The following is an 18,941-nucleotide window of genomic DNA, read 5'->3' as shown; positions in this document are numbered from 1 at the left end:
GGCGACCGCGCTCCTGTGAGAGGCCGCATGCACGGCTTGTGTCGGCTCGGCCCAGGGTCATCGCTGCTTCGCCGTGAACAGTCCCCGGCCGACACGACCGGAGGGGGAGATCCGACGGGCCGAGATCAGCTCAGGACGACTCGCCCCCGGCTGGCGGACCGGCAGCCGCAGGCTTTGCGAGAAGATCGCCACCGCGCTCTCGCGCCGCCAACACGGTCCCGGCGAAGAACACGCCAGACAACGCCCCGTCGCACTCGACGTCACATGCTCGTCAAGCATTGCCTGAGCTCGGCTGAGCAGTTGCTCGGCCGACATCGCGTAGTACGTGTTCCCCGCCATGCTGCCCTCCCGTAACGCCGAAGCCGGCCGGTCACCCACCGCCACGGAGGAACTGCTCACGTAGCGGCGGGGGAGTCATCGCCGGTGTTACTCGTCAGGCAGCCGAACCGCACGGGCCGCCGTCTTTCGCTGCGATCGAGCGTGACGGTCCGGTGACGCGGAAATGAAGACGACAGCCGTCAGCCGCAGTCAGCCGACGTTGGCCAGCAGCGGAGTACGCCCATGCGGGTCTGCGGATACTGTGCGCTCATGAGCGCGGAGCCGAAGCGAGCCAGCGAATGGACCATTCACGGAGAACGCGTCATCGATGACACGCGCCGAGCGGTTCTAAGCATCGCCGACGTGGAACTACCCGACGGCGTGCGCTTCGAGCAGTACGTCCTTCGGATACCGGGTGCGGCCATGGTCATCGTCCTCGACGACGAGCAGCGCGTTCTGATGATGTGGCGGCACCGCTTCATCCTCGGCCGCTGGGTGTGGGAGCTGCCCGGCGGCTACCTCGATCCCGCGGAGGAACCGATGGCCTGCGCCGCCCGTGAAGTCGAGGAGGAGACCGGCTGGCGGCCGCGCAGCATGGAGAAGCTGGTGTCCTACCAGCCCATGGTCGGCACGATCGACCAGGACAACGTCGTTTACTTGGCCCGCGGAGCGGCCTTCACCGGCGCGGCCCCGGACATCAACGAAGCCGAGCGCATCGGCTGGATCCCCCTCGATGAAGTCCAGCAGCACATCCACAGTGGGACGATTGTCGGTGCGGGGTCCGTGGCCGGTTTGTTCGCCGTACTCCTGCTGAAAGCGACCGGCAAGCTTTAAGCAGCCTGCAGCATCGGGGCCGCACGCTCGGTGAACTCACGCACCGCGGGAAGGCCGGCATGTCTCGAGAGTCGGTCCGCGAGGTCGGACAGGTAGTCGCGAGCCCGTGAGGAGTGCAGCCCTTCGACCGCGTCGACGGCTTCGACGCCTACGCGGGCCGCTTCCTCCACCTCACCGGTCTGTGTGTGAGCTACCGCTAGCAGGACAAGGTTGAACTGACGGCCTCGGGCGTACTGCCGCCCGTCCATGTCGAGAGACCGGGTAGCGAACCGCCGCGCGAGGTCACCCCGGCCCAGAGCCGTGAAGCAGTGCCCGAACTTCGCCGCCAGATACGACTCGTCGAAGTAGCCGATCCACTGCGGCTCGCTGCTCCGGTCCGCCTTGTCGAAAAGGCTCTCCGCCCTGTTCAGCGCAGTAGCGCAGGCAGCCTCGTTCCCGCCGACCGCGTATCCCTGCGCTTCCAGCACCGCCGACTCCGCCTGGATTGCGGCGATGCCTGCCTCCGTCGCTGCCCTCCCCGCGGCACGGGCCAGGTCAACTGCCTCGTCCGAGGCACGCAGATAGGCGGCTTGATGACTCATGGCCGCCAGGATCTCCGCGCCCAACGCCCGGTCACCAGCGCCTGCCGCGAGCCGAAGCGCCTGGATGAGATATCGCTGCGCCAGCCCGTGCATGCCGGCGTCATAAGACGCCCAACCGGCCAATTGCGTCGTCTCAGCCACTGCGGACAGCAGCTGGCGCCCTGTAGCGGCGTCGTAGCGCCCATTGACCAGGTCGGTGACGTCACCGTCGAGGAAGCGCACCAGGCTGTCGCGGATGTGACCACCGCCGAACTGGTTGTCCAGCGTCCGGTACGTCGACGTCATCCGCCGTACCGTCTCCACATCCGGGATCCCGATGAGTCGTTCCCCCACGCCTGAAGGCTGCTCGTCGAACGAGGCCATCAGCCACCGCATCGCCGGAGGAAGGAATGCCGTCGCGCTGAATCCGACACGCCGGAGAAGGTCTCGTCGCTGCATATCGCCTCGCCAAAGATCCACGGCGACATCGATTCCGTGCCGCCAATCCGGCGCGAACTCTAGCCCCGTCGGCGCGCCGGGACCCGCGGATTCGACGCCGACAGACTGTAAGCCGTTGTCGGCTGACGTTTCCCGCACCATGGCGGACAGCTGCCCGCCTGCTTGAAGAGCGCCATCGAGCAGCGCCGCTACCGACATGCTCGGCCGCTTGGCTCCTGCCTCCAGGTCCCATACATAGCCGTGTGAGCAGTGGATCATCTGGCCGAGTCGTCGCAGCGATATAGCGTGCTGTTCGCGCAGCTCCTTGAGCTTTCGCGAGAAATCGGGATCAACGACGACCGTCCGTCGCGGCATGAATCGCTCCCCCAGGCTTCGGCCGACAAGATCGGCTTTTGCATTCCTTTGGTTCGCGTAGCGTGCGCGAACCATACCGGATCCGCTTGGATTCAACCGGCTTCGATCGGTGGACAGAGGCCGGACCCTTTGCCGGCCCGGCCCTGTCTTGTCGGCTGTCGTTAAGCCGCTTCGCGGGGGATGAGGTTGGCGGCGGCGTCGGCGTTAGGTGGCCGTAGTTTGAGGATGCCGGAGGTGAGACCGATGGTGGAGTGGCCGAGGGCCTCCTGGATCTCTTTCATGTCGGTGCCCCCGTGGCGGAGGTACGTGGCGGCGCAATGCCGGAGGTCGTGCAGGCGTACTAGCCTCCCTAGCCCGGAGAGACTTCGCCGTCCCCGGCGACGAAGAGCACGTCGATTCCAGCCCGGTGCAGGCTGGTCTTGGTGCGCTGGAAGAGGCTGCGGTAGGTGGGCACGTCGGGAAGGGCGATCGCGGCGTCGAGGTCTGGCTGTTCGTCGCGGATGAGCATGCACTTGAGTACGGCCTGGGCGTACCAGTGCCTTGCCTGCGTGGCGGGCTGGGTGGGCTTGAGTTCGCCGGCTCGGCGGGGGTCCGCGTAGGTCAGGCTGGGGTATCCCTTGACCTCGACGGCGAGGGTGCGCTCATGGCGGGTTGCCAGCACGTCCGTCCCTCGTTCACGGGTGGCAGTGTGGGCTACTCGGAGGATTCGCCAGCCCTCTTTGACCAGGTACGCGACGAGGCGGCCCTGCACGGCCTCCTCGGTCATGTCGGAGCCGAGGTTCTGCTGATTGGCCTCTCCCCGCGTCCTTGGCGTGCCTTCGGTGGCCGGTTCGACCTTGCGGGTGGCCAAGTACGCCCCGCCGACCGTCCCTCGGGCGAAGGTGACCCGCCCTATCGTCTGGTCGACGGCCGCGACGTGCCATCCCGCCGATCGCCACGCCTGGGCCTGCACCTTGGAGTCGTTCGCCCACCAAGCGCGGTGTTCGTGGGCGGAGGGTGGCAATGGCCCGACCACCTTCTCGACTTCGCCGAACGTGAGGACGACCTCGTCAAGCTGCCGGGATGCCAGAAGGTCTCGGAGAGGGTCGTACTTACCCATGTGCTTCCTTCACGACTTCATCGGCGGAGCACGTGCTGGTGGCGATCACGTTGGCTGCGAGGCGGACGGTGGCGTGGTTCGACCGCGTGACTCGCCTGACGGAACGGTACGAGGAGCCCCGGCCGCCTCCTCGTACGCGGATGTGAGTGCCGCGAGTAGCCCGTCGGACACCTCGTGAATCCGTCGGCCCGCAGCCATTTCGACGCCCAGTTCCCTGTTGACCGCCGGGATGCTGGCCGGCGCTCGCCGTTGGAAGACGCTCGGCCAGAGCTGGATGCAGGCGGTCTTCGGATCCAGATAGATGGTGACCAGTCCCGCGTTGTCGCTGCGGATCCTCGGTAGCAGCGTGGTGATCTGGTTCTTGCCGCGGTAGGTCTCAAGCTTGATCATTGGCGAAATGGTGAGGCTCTCCGCCCAGGTGAGCAGACGCTCCAGCAAGGGCCGGAACTCGCTCGGAGCCTCCGCTATGGCTGCGCGGAACTCCTGCGACCCGGGTTGAACGGCGTTCGCCTGACGTGCTGTCGCCTCGGCGGACGACAGCTCCGCTTGCCGCCGGCCAGGGTCGATCCGTTGCGGTATGAGGACCTTCGACGAGCCGACCTCGTACGACGAGATCGTCAGCAGATCGATGATGACCTTGTCGGTCACCAGTTCGAGATAGCCGACGAGCTGGACCAACTCGTCCGGCACCTGATCGAGGACGATGACCAGCCGGAAGGCGCCCGCGGAGAGGCTGGCGGCTAACCCGTCAGCGAACGCCGCCTCGTCGAGCGCGGTTTCCTGATCGTCGTTGTGGACGGCTTCCCAGATCGTGCTGTTGCCCTGCCGTGACAAGTGCACGGCCAGGGTGGCCGACTGGAGGTATTGCGGGTCGAGGCCTTGCAGGTAGGCGGCGTAGGAGAGGATCTGGGAAACGACGGCACGGCGGGCTTCGGGATTGTCGGCGAGTTTGATCTGGATGACGACCAGGCGGCCCGACGACTCCACCGCCACGATGTCGGCCCGCCCCGCCCCGAGCTGCACCTCAGTGCCGAGGACCGTCAGCCGGGGCGAACCCGCCAACGGCAACATCTGCGGGCTCTGTGCGACAAGATCCTGCAGCACTTTCTCAGCGGCGTATGGGCTCGCCGCCAACGGCTGCCAGGCACCGGCATGGTCGAGTCCCCAGACGACCGTCATCGACGGACGGTAACACTTCTTCGGTCCTTTCTCGGCGGGCCGCGGCGCTCCGCCTTTCTTCCATGCGCCTGCTGGATCAATGCTATTCCGTCGTAGCTCTCGGCGGTCGACTTGACCGTTGCGAAGAGTGGAGCGACCGTTCGTGCACCCGGCCGCCTTGCGGCCGGCACCGTGGCAAACGGTCCTATGTGGGACACCGCTGTGGCAGCGTCGCCGGACCTCCCGTTTGGGTGGCCCGGCGCGTGGCGCTCAGGCTGCCGTTGTCCCGTACCGGCGCCCGTCTACCGCTTCAGCGAAACCGGCGCTTGCTGCATCCATGTCGAGCCGGTGGCCCGCGAGCCGAGTGAGCAGCGGCTCTATCCGAAAGCGCAGCAGTCGCTGGTAGCGGACGGCGTAGACCGCGACGTGGGTGACCGCGTGGCCGTCGACATGGGCGAGCAGGGCGTATCCGATCAGCTGGTTGATCAGCTGGAGGATGTAGACCTCTCGATCAAGTCGGCCGCTCTTGACCTCCAGTACGGTTCCGCCGACCAGGAAGTCGGCATGTCGTTGTCCGCCGAGCAGCGGTACCTGGGCGATCGCGTTGCCGTATGACCTGAGCGCTGTCTGGAAGCCGCCGCTGAAGCTTGCCCAGAGGTCGTCGAATGCGCGCCGTTCGAACTTCGTCTCGCCGCAGTGGCGCGGAAGGGCGTCCGGATGCCGGCGGAGGAGGCGTGCGATGACTTCCGGATCGACTCGGCCGCCCCATCGCGCGTTCAGGAGCTGATTGACCTGAGCCAGGCGGTAGGAGACGAGATAGACGTTGGTCGGTGTCGGTGCGGCGCAGGTCTTGTCGTACCCCGCGAGCCGCAGAAGCCGGGCGGCGCGGTCGTCGCCGAGGAGGCGGAACAAGTTGAGGTATGGAGGCTGGCAGCAGAGGGATAGGCCGATCGCACGTTCCATGAGGTCCCCGAGGAACGACTTGTCGGCGACGTCGACGGGAATGGGAGTGTGGCTGCGCAGGTCCGCGCCGATTTCGGCGCAGAAGCCCTTCCGGAGCGGAAGAGTCCGGTTGAGCCAGGCTTCAGCGGGGGTCTCCGGTGCCTCGTGCGGGTGTGGTGACATGGTGTTGTTCCTCTCGCGTCGGGCGGCGGCGGTGAAGCCGCACGCGGTGGCGAGACGAGCGATCCGTCGATGCAGACGAATGCGTCGAAATGGAGAGGAGAGTGCCGCGAGCGGGGTCTTCAGCCCTCGGCACGACGGCCGCGACGGGCTCCGCGAGAGGAAGCGGCGAGCCGAAGCTCGGTGAGTCAGCTGTAGGGATGCGAACGGACCGCTGTCCCTCGGTCACCGTAAGCGCTCCCGGCTTCCCCCGCAATGCCCGGACCGCCCCTGCGCGCTCGGTGGACACCTTTGCCGCGGTCTGGCCAGGATGTGATCAGAGATCAGGAATGCGGACCGGGCTCCTGGAAATAGGGGATGGCCGCGTCCGCTCGGTCGTGGCAAAGGCACCGCCAGCAGAACCGAGCTCAGGACTCATCCCGCCCTGCGGGGAATGAGGTTCGCGGCAGCATCCGCGTTCGGTCGGCGTAGTTCGAGGATCACCGAGGTGTACGTGTCCGAGGTGAGCCCGATCGTGGAGTGCCCCAGCACCTCCTGGATCTCTTTCATGTCGGCGCCGCCGTGCCGGAGGTACGTGGCGGCACAATGGCGCAGGTCGTGCAGCCGCACTGGCGGCAGGCCGCTCGCGGTGACGAGGTAGTCGAAGCGGTCGCTGACGATCTGGGGATGCCACGGCTGCCCATCTGGCCGGACAAAAAAGAACCCGGTGTTCGGCCACGCGTCCCCGCTGGCCTTCTGCCATTCCTGCCGCATCTTCTGGTACTCGGCGAGCAGCGCGACGGTCGTCGGTCCGAGCGGGATGACCCGGTCCCCGGCGTCGCTCTTCACCTTCCGTACGACCGGGGTGTAGCCGACGGTGGTGATCTGCTGGACCACGGTCAGGTAGGCCTCGCCGAGGTCGACGTCGTGGTCGCGTAACCCGCACGCTTCCCCGCGCCGCAGCGCCCGATGCAGGATGAGCGCGAAGAGCGGGTACAGCACGGGGTCGTGCCGCTGGGCGTAGTCGAGGAACTGCCCGGCCTGTTCGGGCCGCCACACCATCACCGGGCTCGGCCGTTCCCCACTCGCCTGCCACCACTCGATCGCCTTCGGCGTCCACACCCGCGCCTTCGGCCGGCTACCGGCCTCGAGCTCCACACCGAGCGCCGGGTTGGCCGGGATGAGCTTCCCTCGGCGTACGGCGTCGTTGAGCGCCACCCGCAGCGTCGCGTACAGCCGCCGCATGCTGGCCGCCTTCAACGGCCGAACACCGCGGAACTTCATCCGCACGATCGGATCGTCGCTCGCCCGTCCGGCGCGGATCTCTTCGTTGCGGGTGTCGAGCGCGGTGAACATGGCTTGGATGTGGCTGGTCCGCAGGTTCTGCAGCGGAATGTCGCCGAGGTGCGGGATGAGGTAAGCGCGGAGATGGTCGCCGTATCCGCGCACGGTCTTCGGTGACAGCCCGCGCCGCCCGGCGAGCCAGGTGGTGAGGTACTCGCCGGTCGTCGTCGGAGTCATGGCGGCCACACCGGCGCGCACCCGGGCGGCGACGGTGTCCCGGTCCGGCAGGAGAGTGCCGCTCTTGCAGGCGTACAGCAGGTCGCCGATCTGCATCGCGAGGTGTTCGTCGCCGCTCGCGAGGGCGAGCAGCGACCGGGCGTGATCAAGCTCGGCGCGGGCGGCGTCTCGGCTGTCGAGCCCACTCCGGCGCAATTGCCGACGGCTGCGTCCGGGCGCGGTGGGCAACTCGAGCTGGTAGCCCCAGGTGCCGTGGATGGGGCTCCACGAGCCGCCCGGCCGGCGCAGCTTCGGGCAACTGGCGTTGAGTCGTTTACCCGTGGTCGGGTCCTTGCAGGTGCAGCGTTTGGTGATCGATCCTTCGCTGATCACGGTTCTCCCCGGTCGGTGTGGTCGCGGGCGGCCGTGCTTCTGACTGCGCCCAGCTGATCGACGCTCCACTCCGCCGCCGGGGTCAAGTCGCCGGCCGCGGGGATGCCAAGGGCGGTGAGGATCCCGGCGACGGGTACGCGGTAGCGGCTGCCCATGCGCAGCAACGGGACCGGGAAGTCGTCGTTCTTGGCGAGTTCGTACGCGAGCGACCGGCCGAGCCCGAAGATGCGCCCGGCGGTCGGCAGGTCGGTGACGGCGCCGAGAGCGCGGATACGCGCCTCGGTCCAGACGCCGCCGTTGTCCTTGGTGATGTTGTCGGTGTTCACGGCGAGGGCGCTCCTGTCACGAGAGACGGTCGGATCCGCGCACCTGCCCCGTAGGGGTGGTGCGCAGGCACCCTCAAACCGGCGTTTGTCAGCTCTGGCGAACACCTGCCGATCTCACAGATTTCTGACAGCGCAGCTCAACGCCTTGTTCGTCACGAAGATCGCTTCGGCCGGCGAGTCTGACAGCCGCCCCGGCGCCAGGCCACGGACGACGTCTCGGGCCTCTTGTCAGATCCGCCAGCCTGACAGGGCCTTGACGAAGAACACCGGCGCCGGCGGTCCGCGCGAACTGTCCAGACCGACGACGCTGAAGCCTGTGTTCGTCGTGTCCAAGTGACACGCCGATCGGCGCCCGACATACCGGCCCGCGGCGCGACGTGACCGGTGCCCGGCGCCAAACCTCCGAGGTTTCCACCTCACACCCGTCCTGTTAGATCCCGCCGGACGAGCCGCCGTCGCGGGCTGCAGTGTCCGCCGCACCGGCATATGCCTTCTGAGCTGCACCGTCAGAAATCTGTGAGACGTTGCCAGACCTCTGTGAGAACGGCAGGTGTTCGCCAGAGCTGACAAGCGCCGTTTCGAGGGTGGGAGAAGCGACCGATCCAGCGACCAGACCGGGGGTCGGGGAGCTGCCGGCGACGTCGGCGCTCGCATCGGCGGAGTCGAGTCAACGTCGCGCACCGATCGGCCGACCTCGGTGTCGACTCCGAATGCGGTAGTCCCCCGGCCGCTCCGCCGCGTAGCAATCCTCCCCGCCATCCAGCCGATTCTGCTCACCCGACCTTGATGATCTATAGGAGATGCGTGTGGCTCCCGTATCCGGCTCTCTCGTAACGGTCTCGGAGTCAACGTTGACGTCGTTCTTACCGTCAGCGTTGACGTCAGTCTTCAACCGGACCCCCGAACCGACCCCAACCCTCACCTCACAGTGCAGGCCAGACGGCCTGTCGCCATCCGCCGCTACTACTCCGACAGACCCTCTACGTCTACGGGTCTCTCCCCCAGGGGTACGCCATGGATGACCCCGTCCTCCGCGTCCAGTCGCAGCTCACCGACCGCGACCGCACCCTGCTCAGCTGGCTCTACGACCACGGCGTCCTGACGACCTTCCACATCGCCGACGCGCTGTTCCCGTCCCTGGACTTCTGCCAGAGACGGCTACGCACCCTCTACCGGCTGCGCCTGATCGGCCGCTTCCGCCCCCAACGCGCCGACGGCGGCTCGTACCCGTACCACTACCTCATCGACCAGCTCGGCGCCGAAGTCGTCGCCGCATCCCGCGACGAGCGGCCCCCACGCCGCGACCACGCCCGCCTCGAACGCCGCCGCTGGACCGCTACCCGCACGCTCGACCACCGCCTCGGCGTCAACAAGTTCTTCACCGACCTCGCCGGCTACGCCCGCACTCATCCGAGCGCGCGGCTGATGCAGTGGCTGCCCGAGTCGACGTGCCAACGCCCCGGCACCTTCGCCCGCCCGGACGACCCCGCCCTGCTGCTCGCCTACCAGCCACGCATACGCCCCGACGGCTACGGCATCTGGCGCGACGGCACTGACGTCGTACCGTTCTTCCTCGAATACGACACCGGCACCGAACAGCTCAGCGTGCTGATCACCAAGCTCGCCGGCTACCGCGAACTGTTCGTCGAACTCCGCCGCGCGTGGCCGGTGCTGTACTGGCTGCACTCCGCCGCCCGCGAGCGCAACCTCCGAGCCCGACTGGCTGACCTGCCGCTGCCCGTACCTCTCGCGACAGGTGCCCGCGACCACGCCGCCGCCGGAGAGTTCTCCCCAGCGGGGCCGGTGTGGATGGTCGCCGGCCACGGCGAACATCGCACAACGTTGGGCGACCTCGCCTAACTGACCTCAAACGCCGACGCTTCTCAAATTTGAAGAACCCCAGAAGCAAGCACCACGACGCCAGCGAACCGGACGGCACCGACTGACTGAACGGGTCAGAGATCGCGCATGACACCGGTTCACGCGCAGAATGCCGCTTATGGTGCAGTTCGTTGTTCCGACGAGGATCGTCCAAGATCTGACAATGACTGGCGGTAGTTGATCGACTACTTTCGATTATCTTCGATCTATGGGTGCAGGCTCGGTCAGCAGGCTCGCTCGGGCGCGAATCATGCCGCCGGAGCCGCCTACCCTCTTCCCCAGCCCGCCCGAGTCGGTCCGGGCGATCCTCGTCCCGGGCCGGAAGCACCTGGCGCGATCACGCATCTGGCGGATCGGTGGTGTGCGATCGGAAAGCGACCACGTGGTGGCTCGCCTGGGCTGGGAGACGAAGGAAGACACCGACCTGTACGACCCGGGCGTCGAGGACTTCAAACACGAGGCAGTGCTCCGCGGGCGGACCGTCACCTTCGTCGTCCGGCTGACCGATCTAGCCGTGGTCTACGAGCGGCGTCGGGCCGGCATGCCGGAGCAAGACTTCACGACCGGACTGAGAATCATGCTTCGCGCGTTCGACGGCCATCGTAGGTGGAACGTCGTCCCGGTCGACACCAAGGCCACCTTCGACGAATGGGTGCACGGTGTTGATCTGGTAAATCGGTTCCGGTTCCGGGTGGAAGGCCTGAGTCTCCGGAATGGCAACATCTCCGGCCCCTTGGGAATCTTGCTGCGCCCGCGCCCAGGAGCGCTGACGATCGACTTCCGCTCTGGGGACGGGGTGGACGTGAGCGATGACGTGTTCAAGGAACTCGTGCTGCTTGCCGAAAGTGGAGCAGGCGAGGTTTCGGCGGTGGGGAGAAGGAGCGGGCAGGACTCCGCCGACGTTCAGAAGGCATGGGAGAGCGCCAGCTCCGCCGAGCGGGTGGTCCAGGAATTGCCCCTCGACGAAGAAGAATCGGAATCGGCGAGCGAGTCGCGGCTCTTAGAAGTGCTCTCGACGGTGCCTCCCAGCCCGTCCTGGTGACACATAGATGGGGTCCTACGATCGGGTGAGGCCACTTCGACGAACGCGCCGTCTTGTCCGGACGGCGGCGTGGCTGCGCAGTGGAGCCGTCCGCTTCCCCGATACGGTTACCCGCGGCCAAGGTCGGGACTGACGCTAGCCTTGTGCCCTTGGCGTGACGTCGCGGTTACGCGTCGTCGGGGCGGATGGGGGCTGTGGTGCGACAGGATTCACCGCGTTGGGAAGAGATCAACCCCAGTAGCTACGAATGGGAGAAGGACGGCCTGCGCGAGCTGGCTTCCTACCTGCCCGATCACGATCCGTTCCACGTCTGGGCCAACGTCGAGTTCATCGGCACTGACGGTTCGCTCAACGAAGTCGACGCCCTTGTCCTGACCCGCAGCGCACTCTACGTCCTCGAACTCAAGCACTGGCAGGGCGAGATCGAGGGCGGCGGCACCCAGTGGGTGCGTCGGATGCCGGGCCGCCGCCTGGAACCGTGGGACAACCCGCTGATCCTGGCGAACCGCAAGGCCAAGCGGCTGGCGAGCCTGATCCGGTACTACGCCAAGCAGCAGGGCAAGGAACATCTTGCGCCGTACGTCGGCGCTGCCGTCTTCCTGCACGCCCGCGCCCTGCGCTCCCGGCTGGACCCGATCGGCGCCCAGCACATCTACGGTCTCGACAACCATCCTGAGTCCGGGCTGCCGAGCCTCCGCCAGTTGCTGATGGAGCGCCCCAGACCCGGGCACGCGATTGACCCTCAGCACGGTCAACAGGTCATCGACCTGGTCCGAGGCACCAAGATCCGTCCGTCGGTCGCCGATCGGAAGATCGGCCAACTGCTGCTCTTCGGCAAGCCGTTTGCCGAGGGCATCGGCTGGCAGGACTTCCTCGGCAAGCACGTCATCGATCAGAACGTCACCCGCCGGGTCCGCATCTACTTGACCAGCCGGGCGGCCACCGAGGACGTGCCGATCATCAAGCGGGCGGCCGAGCGCGAGTTTCGGCTATTGCAGGGCATCCAGCACCCCGGCGTCTCCCAGGCCCTCGACCTGACCGACCACAGCTTCGGGCCGGCGGTGATCTTCAACCACGATCCCGATTCCGTACGCCTGGACCAGTGGCTGCTGCAGCACGAGGCCACCATGACCATGGCGCAACGGCTACAGCTCGTCGGCGACCTGGCCGAGATCATCGCGTACGCGCACAGCCGCCGCCTGGCGCACCGCGCCCTCAACCCCCAGGCCGTTTACGTGCGCGACCCGGAGGGGCCCCGGCCGCAACTGCTGGTGACCGAGTGGCAGGCCGGCGGCCGGCTGGCCGACGCCACCCGCAGCACCCGGATCGGCTCCACCGACGGCGCCGGCCTGGAGCTGCTCTTCGACGATGAGGTACGCCGCTACCAGGCTCCGGAGGCTGCGCACCGGATCGACGTACCGGGCATCCCGCTCGATGTGTTCTCGCTCGGCGCCATCGCGTACCGGATCTTCACCGGTCGCCCGCCGGCGGAGACGCCGGAGGAGTTGGTTGCCGCCGTGAGCGACGGCGGCCTGAATCTGTCGGCGGCGGTCGACGGCATTCCCGGTTCCCTGGCGCTCCTGGTCTACGACGCGACCTTCGGCGACCCGAGTCACCGCCTGCCCAGCGTGACAGAGTTCCGCGAGCAGATCGAGCAGGTCTGGGAGGCGCTGACCGCGCCCGAGCCCGAAGTGCTCATCGATCCGCTCCAGGCGCACAAGGGTGACGTGCTGGAGGGCGGCCGGGTGGTGCTGAGCCGCCTGGGTACGGGCGCGACCGCGACCGCACTGCTGGTCACCGAACAGAACAAGGACAGCAAGCGGGAGGTGGTCCTCAAGGTCGCCCGGGACGAGCAGTACGCCGAGCGTCTCGCCACCGAGGCCACCGTCCTGCAGCGGATGCACAAGCACTGGCAGGTTGCCGCGCTGCTCGACGACCCGGTCACCGTCGGCGGCCGGACCACGCTGGTGCTGGAGAACGCCGGCGAGCGGACCCTGGCCCAGGACCTGGAGGGCGGCCGTCGCCTCGCCCTTGACCTGCTCGAACGCTACGGCCGTGACCTGTTCGACATCGTCACCTTCCTGGAGGGCGAGGGGGTCTGGCACCGCGACATTAAACCGGCGAACCTTGCCGCCCGGCCACGCCCCAGCGACCGCCAGCCCCACCTGTGCATTTTCGACTTCTCCCTGGCGGCCACTCCTGCCGATCAGATCACCGCCGGCACTCCGCATTACCTCGACCCGTTCCTCGGCCCCCCGCGCCGGATGCGCTACGACGCTGCCGCGGACCGGTTCTCCGCCGCCGTCACGCTCTTCGAGATGGCCACCGGCATGTTGCCCCGTTGGGGTGACGGCGCGAACCCCGCGACGGTCAAGGAAGAGGTGACGCTCGACCCGGCGATGTTCGAGCTCGCCGTCGCCGACCGGCTCGTCACCTTCTTCGCCAAGGCGCTCGCCCGGGACGTGCGCGACCGGTTCGACACCGCCGAGCAGATGGCCGACGCCTGGCGGATGATTTTCTACCAGATCCCGGAACCGTCCCGGGCCGGACCGGGCGAAGTGCCTCCCGTGCCCGAGCCCCTGTCCCGCCAGTCGGCCCTCGAGGCGGTCGGCTTCACCGCGCGCGCCCTGTCGGCACTACACCGGCTCGGCGTTGCCACCGTCGGCGAGCTGCTGGACTACGAGCCCTCGGCCCTAACCCGAGCCAAGGGTGTACCCGACGCCACCCGCAAGGAGATTCTCGCCCGGGTCCGCGAACTCCGCGGCGAACTCGGCGGCGCCCCGACGCCCGAAACCGAGGAAGGATCCCTGCCGTACGGCATCGAGGCGGTCAGCGAGACCCTGCTGCCGACCAAGCGGTCCAAGGATCACGCACCGCTGGCCATGCTGCTCGGGCAGACACCCACCCCGGACAACCAGTACCTGCGCTGGCTGCCACAGACCGAAGCCGGTACCGCGATTGGCCAGAACCAGTCCCAGGTCTCCACGCTCATCCGCAAGCACGCCAAGACCTGGCTCGGAAGCGCCGCACTGGCCCGGGTCCGCGACGAGATCGCCGCCCTGCTCGACGCCCGCGGACTGGTCATGTCGGCCGAGGAGATCGCCGAGGCACTGATCGTGTCCCGCGGTTCCTACACCAGCGAGCCGAAGCGCACCGCGCAGGCGATCGGGCTGGTCCGGGCTGCAGTCGAAGCAGAATTGGAACGCGGCGGCGACGCCCGCGTCGCCATCCACCGCTTCCGTGTCTCCGACACGGTGCTCGTCGGCCGCGAACCCGAAGACCCGACGTCGGACACCACAGCGGCGGACCTTCTCGCGTACGCCGTTCAGCTCGGCAAGGTCGCGGCCGAACTCGCCACGCAGGAGCCGCTGCCCACCCGGCAGCGCGCGGTCGAGCGGTTGCGCGCCATCACGCAGGAGGGCATGCCCGCCCTCAGCGACCAGCGCCTGCTGCAGCTCGCTGCCGCAGCCACGCACGGCGTCGCCGACGTCAACGCACAAGGCCAGCTCTACCCGGTCGGCATGGCCGCGGAACGGGCGCTGCGCCTGGCCGTGGGCAGCCTGATCGGCCAGCGACTCACCGTGGAAGCCCTGCACGACCGGGTCCGTGCCCGTTTCCCGCATGCGGCGCCGCTTCCCGGCCGGCCGGCCCTGGACAATCTGTTGCGTGACTGCGACGTGCCGCTCAATTGGGACGCAGCCACCCAGCAGTACGGGTCGGCGACGCCCGGCAGCCGCTACACCAGCACCCGGATGATGAGCAGCGCGACGCCGCTCGCCGGCCCCTCCGCAGTTGCCGACGCCGACGCGAAGCTCGCCAACACCCTCGAGAAGCGCGGCTACCTCGCGGTGCTGGCATCGCTGCGCCAGCTTGCGCACGCACGCCGCACCCTGCTCGATCGGCTGGACCTCACCGAGGTCAACGTGACCGCGCTGCTGATCGAGCGCCTCCGAGAGGCGAAGTTCGCCTGGGAGACCATCGTCTCGGCGGACACCGGCACGCCCACCGACCCGAACTTCCGCGCCTTGCTGGTCATGGTGCAGCGCGATGTCGTGCCGGCGCTGGAGAAAGCGCTAACCACCGACCGGCCGGTGCTGATCACTGAAGCCGTTCCGCTAGCTCGTTACGGCCAGATGCAGCTCCTGCAACGACTCGCCGATCCGACCCGTCCGCGCCCAGCAGCCCGGTTGTTGCTGGTCGCGGCCCGGCGGGTGGAACCGGCCATGCTCGACGACGAACAGATTCCGTTGACCTCCCCGGCAAGTCAGTCGTTGTGGCTGCCGACCCCGTGGATCGACCGTGTTGGTGAAAGGACCGCTGGATGATCGAGCTCAAGGCGCTGCAAGGCCAGGTAAAGCACCTGGTCGACGACCTGCGAGAGCAGGTCGCGGCGGACGAGGAGTTGCGGTCCTCACTCAAGGTCGAGCACAATGCGGCCCAGAAGGCACAGCGCACGGCGGGAACGTTCGAGTCGTGGCTGGAAGGCGTGCTCGACCAGGCTTCGGTCGCATGGGTGCTGGGCTGTGTCTTCGTGCGCTTCTGCGAGGACAACGGCTTGATCAAACGCATCTGGATCGGTGGCCCGACGGAGGCAGCGCCGGCCGAGCGGGCGGTGCAGGAACGACAGGGCTATTTGATCGCGAACTCGCTACACAACGACCGGCACTGGCTGCGCGAGGCGTTCAAGTACATGGCCGGGCTCGGCCCAACCGCGAAGATCTTCGACAAGCACAACCCGGTGTGGCGGTTCGCCGTCTCCGGCCCAGCGGCGGAAAGGCTCTCGGACTTCTTCCGACGTGGCGACGGGTACGCCTCGTTGGAGTCACCGGGCCTGGACACGCGGTTCCTCGGCGACTTCTACCAAAACTTGTCGGTGCATGCCCGGGAAACGTATGCGCTGCTACAGACCCCAGACTTCGTGGAAAAGTTCATCCTCGACCGAACCTTCGAGCCGGCCTACAAGGAGTTCGGCCTGGCCGGCACAACGGTGATCGACCCGACCTGCGGCTCGGGCCACTTCCTGCTGGGCGCCTTCGACCGCCTAATCACCCGCTGGAAGAAGCGCGAGCCGGACATCGACGTGCGCGTGCTGGTACAGCGCGCGCTGGACCAGGTTACAGGCGTGGATATCAACCCGTTCGCGATCGCCATCGCCCGCTTCCGCCTGATGATCGCCGCTCTCAGCGCCTGCGAACTCAATGTCCTGGAAACCGCTCCAGCCTTCGATCTTCGCCTTGCTACCGGCGACTCCCTGCTCGAATGGGGTGAGAAGTCACGTCATCAGGGCGACCTGATGGACGTCCTCGAAGGAGGGTCGGGTTTCGCGTACGTCACCGAGGATGCCGACCTGCTCGCCGACTATCTCCGAGTGCATCAATACGCGGTCGTCGTAGGAAATCCGCCATATATTCAAATGAAGGATCCTGCGCTCAGTCAAAATTATCGTTCGATATATCCCAGTGTTTGTTACAAGCAATATCGGCTGGTTGCACCATTTGCCAAGAGATTTTTTGATTTGGCCATGCGGTCGGGCATTGGGTCTGGATGGGTTGGGCAGATCACCGATAACGCTTTCATGAAACGCGAGTGGGGCCGTAAGCTGATTGCCGACTTTTTTGCCCGAGAGATATCTCTTCTCGAAGTTGTCGATTCGTCAGGAGCATATATTCCGGGGCACGGGACGCCGACGACCATCCTAGTTGGAAGGAATGTAGCCGCTGATCCCCGGGATGCGCCACCCATCCGGACGGTCATGGGAATTAAGGGCGAGCCGGGCAGGCCGAAAGATGCCCGAGACGGCTTGGTTTGGCGTTCTATCGTTGAACTTATCGATCGGCCAGGCGTAGATTCGGAGTGGGTAAGTTCCGCTGATGTTCCGAGAAGCCGTTTTGCCAATTTTCCATGGAGCCTCCAGGGTGGCGGGGCGAGCGACCTTAAGTCGGACATCGAAGGTATCGCCACAACTTTGCTTAAGGACCTTCAAGAAGATTCTGGAAACATGCTCAATACCCGCGAGGACGATGCCTACGACCTCGGCAACTCTCGAAAATTTACCCATGCTAGCGTGTCTACGCGCCCCGTTATTGAGGGCATGTCTCTGCGCGATTACGGATTAAGTTCTGAGACAAATTTCCTATTTCCCTATGACGACACAGGACTCACTAGGGAAATCGGTAGTGCCGAAATGCGTCTTCTTTGGCCTAGTCGTGCACACTTGCGTATCCGAAAGTCGCTATCGGGAACGCAGGAAGAGCGAGGCCTTCCTTGGTACGAATATTCGAACTTTACGCCCCGTCGGTATCGTTCTACACAGCTTCTCACTTTCGCTCTCGTGGCTACACTTCCCCATTTTGCTCTGCGTCGCACATCTACGACATTGATGACGCAGGCTGTGACAGTCATATCCCTAGGAGATGATCGTTCCGAAAATGACTACTTAGCGCTGCTCGGGGTCCTCAACAGCTCCACCGCCTGCTTCTGGCTCAAGCAAGTCAGTCACAACAAAGGTCGTCCCGGCGCCGAGCAAGCGGGCGCGGACGAGCCGTGGGAGCATCGCTTTGAGTTCACTGGGACGAAGCTGCAGGAATTTCCGCTTCCATCGACGTATCCGCTCGAGTTGGGGCGGAAGCTGGACACGCTGGCTCAGCGGCTCGCCGACGTTATGCCGAAATCAATCGCCGATGCGGCCGTCCCAACTCGGGTGCGGTTGGAAAGAGCGCGCGCTAAATGGGAGTCTGTGCGAGCGCAGATGGTTGCCACCCAAGAAGAACTCGACTGGGCGATATACGGATCGTATAGGCTTACCGAAGACCTAACCTTCAACGATCCCCCGGAATTGCAGTCTGCCGAGAGAGCCTTTGCGATCGTCATGGCGCGGCAGGCGGATGCAGGCGTGACTGAGACGAGTTGGTTCCGCCATCACAATCACAACTTCCATCCAATAACAGAGCTACCGTCGCATTGGTCGCCTGAGTATCGGGCGTTGGTGGAGAAGCGGATCGCGGTGATCGGGTCGGATCGAAACATCGGGCTAATCGAGCGGCCCGAATTCAAGCGGCGATGGGCCACAAACGGGTGGCAGGCGATGCAGGACGGGGCGCTGCGTAGTTGGCTGCTCGACCGACTAGAAGCGCCGGAGCTGTGGGCCGGGGCGCCGGCACCGCTGTCCGTGGCGCAGCTGGCCGATCGGGTTCGGCATGACGAGGACTTCCGGTCAGTGCTTGATTTATGGGTGGGTTCGGATCAGCATGATGCGGTCAAGACGCTGGGCAAGCTGGTCGCGGACGAGCATGTGCCGTATCTGCCGCCGCTGCGATACAAGCCCGCTGGCCTGCGTAAGCGGGTGCAGTGGGAGCGGACGTGGGACCTGCAGCGCCAGGAGGACGCGGGAAAGACCGTCAAGATCGATGTGCCGCCGAAGTACGCGTCCGGAGACTTCTTGAAGGCGAGCTACTGGCGTAACCGGGGAAAGCTCGACGTGCCGAGGGAGCGTTTCGTCTCGTACCCGAATGTGGGTCGTGATGGTGATCCGAGCCTGCTGCTCGGGTGGGCCGGGTGGGATCACCTGGCGCAGGCGCAAGCGATCGCCACCGTCTACCTGGACCGGAAGAACGTGGCCGGGTGGAATAAAGACGACGGCCTGCTGTCGCTGCTGGCGGGTCTGGCGGAGTTGGAGCCGTGGCTGAAACAATGGTTCGACGAGCCACGGCCTGGCTTTCCCGGTACGCCGGCCAAGTTCTTTGCCGGCTTCGTCGACACCGAGTTGGCGACGCTCGGCACGGACCGTGCGGATCTCGACAAGCTGCGTTTCGAGCCGATTGTCCGGTGAGCTGCCGAGGGACCGAAATCGTTGGACCATCGGCATAGGATCGGCGGGTGCTCGGGTGGGGGCTCCCGGGCGAGAAGCAAGGAGCAGA

Annotated in this window: 11 protein-coding genes; 5 read left to right on the top strand and 6 right to left on the bottom strand. The window is 66.3% G+C overall.

The features are described from left to right. The first annotated feature begins 588 nt into the window (after nt 1-588). The gene (locus ACZ6S4_RS20220; protein ID WP_465476419.1) at nt 589-1,152 is read left to right on the top strand and encodes an NUDIX hydrolase; all 564 of its coding nucleotides are present in this window, start codon (nt 589-591) and stop codon (nt 1,150-1,152) included. On the opposite strand, the gene ACZ6S4_RS20215 is transcribed toward ACZ6S4_RS20220, so the two are convergent. The 6 genes from ACZ6S4_RS20215 to ACZ6S4_RS20190 all read right to left on the bottom strand — a co-directional run bounded on the left by ACZ6S4_RS20215 (nt 1,149) and on the right by ACZ6S4_RS20190 (nt 8,102). Next, entirely contained in the window at nt 1,149-2,525 is a 1,377-nt protein-coding gene (locus tag ACZ6S4_RS20215) for a helix-turn-helix domain-containing protein (RefSeq protein ID WP_465476418.1), read from the bottom strand. The genes ACZ6S4_RS20220 and ACZ6S4_RS20215 overlap by 4 nt on opposite strands. Nucleotides 2,526-2,874: 349 nt before the next feature. After that, complete coding sequence (locus ACZ6S4_RS20210; RefSeq protein WP_465476417.1) at nt 2,875-3,624, bottom strand: DUF7662 domain-containing protein; 750 nt, start codon at nt 3,622-3,624, stop codon at nt 2,875-2,877. Between the two features lie 45 nt (nt 3,625-3,669). After that, nucleotides 3,670-4,803 carry a hypothetical protein gene (locus ACZ6S4_RS20205; protein WP_465476416.1) on the bottom strand — a complete coding sequence of 378 codons (1,134 nt, stop codon included), beginning with the start codon at nt 4,801-4,803 and terminating at the stop codon, nt 3,670-3,672. A 249-nt stretch (nt 4,804-5,052) separates the two neighbouring features. Next, nucleotides 5,053-5,907, bottom strand: coding sequence for a hypothetical protein (locus ACZ6S4_RS20200; protein ID WP_465476415.1), 855 nt, complete (start codon nt 5,905-5,907; stop codon nt 5,053-5,055). Nucleotides 5,908-6,318: 411 nt separating this feature from the next. Further along, nucleotides 6,319-7,773 carry a tyrosine-type recombinase/integrase gene (locus ACZ6S4_RS20195; RefSeq protein WP_465476638.1) on the bottom strand — a complete coding sequence of 485 codons (1,455 nt, stop codon included), beginning with the start codon at nt 7,771-7,773 and terminating at the stop codon, nt 6,319-6,321. Then, nucleotides 7,773-8,102 carry a DNA-binding protein gene (locus ACZ6S4_RS20190; RefSeq protein WP_465476414.1) on the bottom strand — a complete coding sequence of 110 codons (330 nt, stop codon included), beginning with the start codon at nt 8,100-8,102 and terminating at the stop codon, nt 7,773-7,775. Before ACZ6S4_RS20190 ends, ACZ6S4_RS20195 begins: the two co-directional genes overlap by 1 nt. A gap of 1,014 nt (nt 8,103-9,116) precedes the next feature. On the opposite strand from ACZ6S4_RS20190, the gene ACZ6S4_RS20185 reads away from it, so the two are divergent. From ACZ6S4_RS20185 to pglX, 4 genes are all read left to right on the top strand, one after another. Then, nucleotides 9,117-9,962 (top strand): replication-relaxation family protein, encoded by an 846-nt coding sequence (locus ACZ6S4_RS20185; RefSeq protein WP_465476413.1) that lies wholly within the window; start codon nt 9,117-9,119, stop codon nt 9,960-9,962. Nucleotides 9,963-10,191: 229 nt separating this feature from the next. Next, on the top strand, nt 10,192-11,025 hold the full coding sequence (locus ACZ6S4_RS20180; RefSeq protein ID WP_465476412.1) for a hypothetical protein: 834 nt from the start codon (nt 10,192-10,194) through the stop codon (nt 11,023-11,025). 197 nt (nt 11,026-11,222) lie between these two features. Continuing rightward, nucleotides 11,223-15,350: a BREX system serine/threonine kinase PglW gene (gene pglW / locus ACZ6S4_RS20175; protein WP_465476411.1), complete on the top strand. Its 4,128-nt coding sequence runs from the start codon at nt 11,223-11,225 to the stop codon at nt 15,348-15,350. Next, complete coding sequence (gene pglX / locus ACZ6S4_RS20170) at nt 15,347-18,853, top strand: BREX-2 system adenine-specific DNA-methyltransferase PglX (protein WP_465476410.1); 3,507 nt, start codon at nt 15,347-15,349, stop codon at nt 18,851-18,853. The genes pglW and pglX overlap by 4 nt, the downstream gene beginning before the upstream one ends. Nucleotides 18,854-18,941 lie beyond the last annotated feature (88 nt).

The organism is Actinoplanes sp. NPDC051405 (genome assembly GCF_055586185.1).
This window is presented reverse-complemented; position numbering and strand designations above follow the sequence as displayed.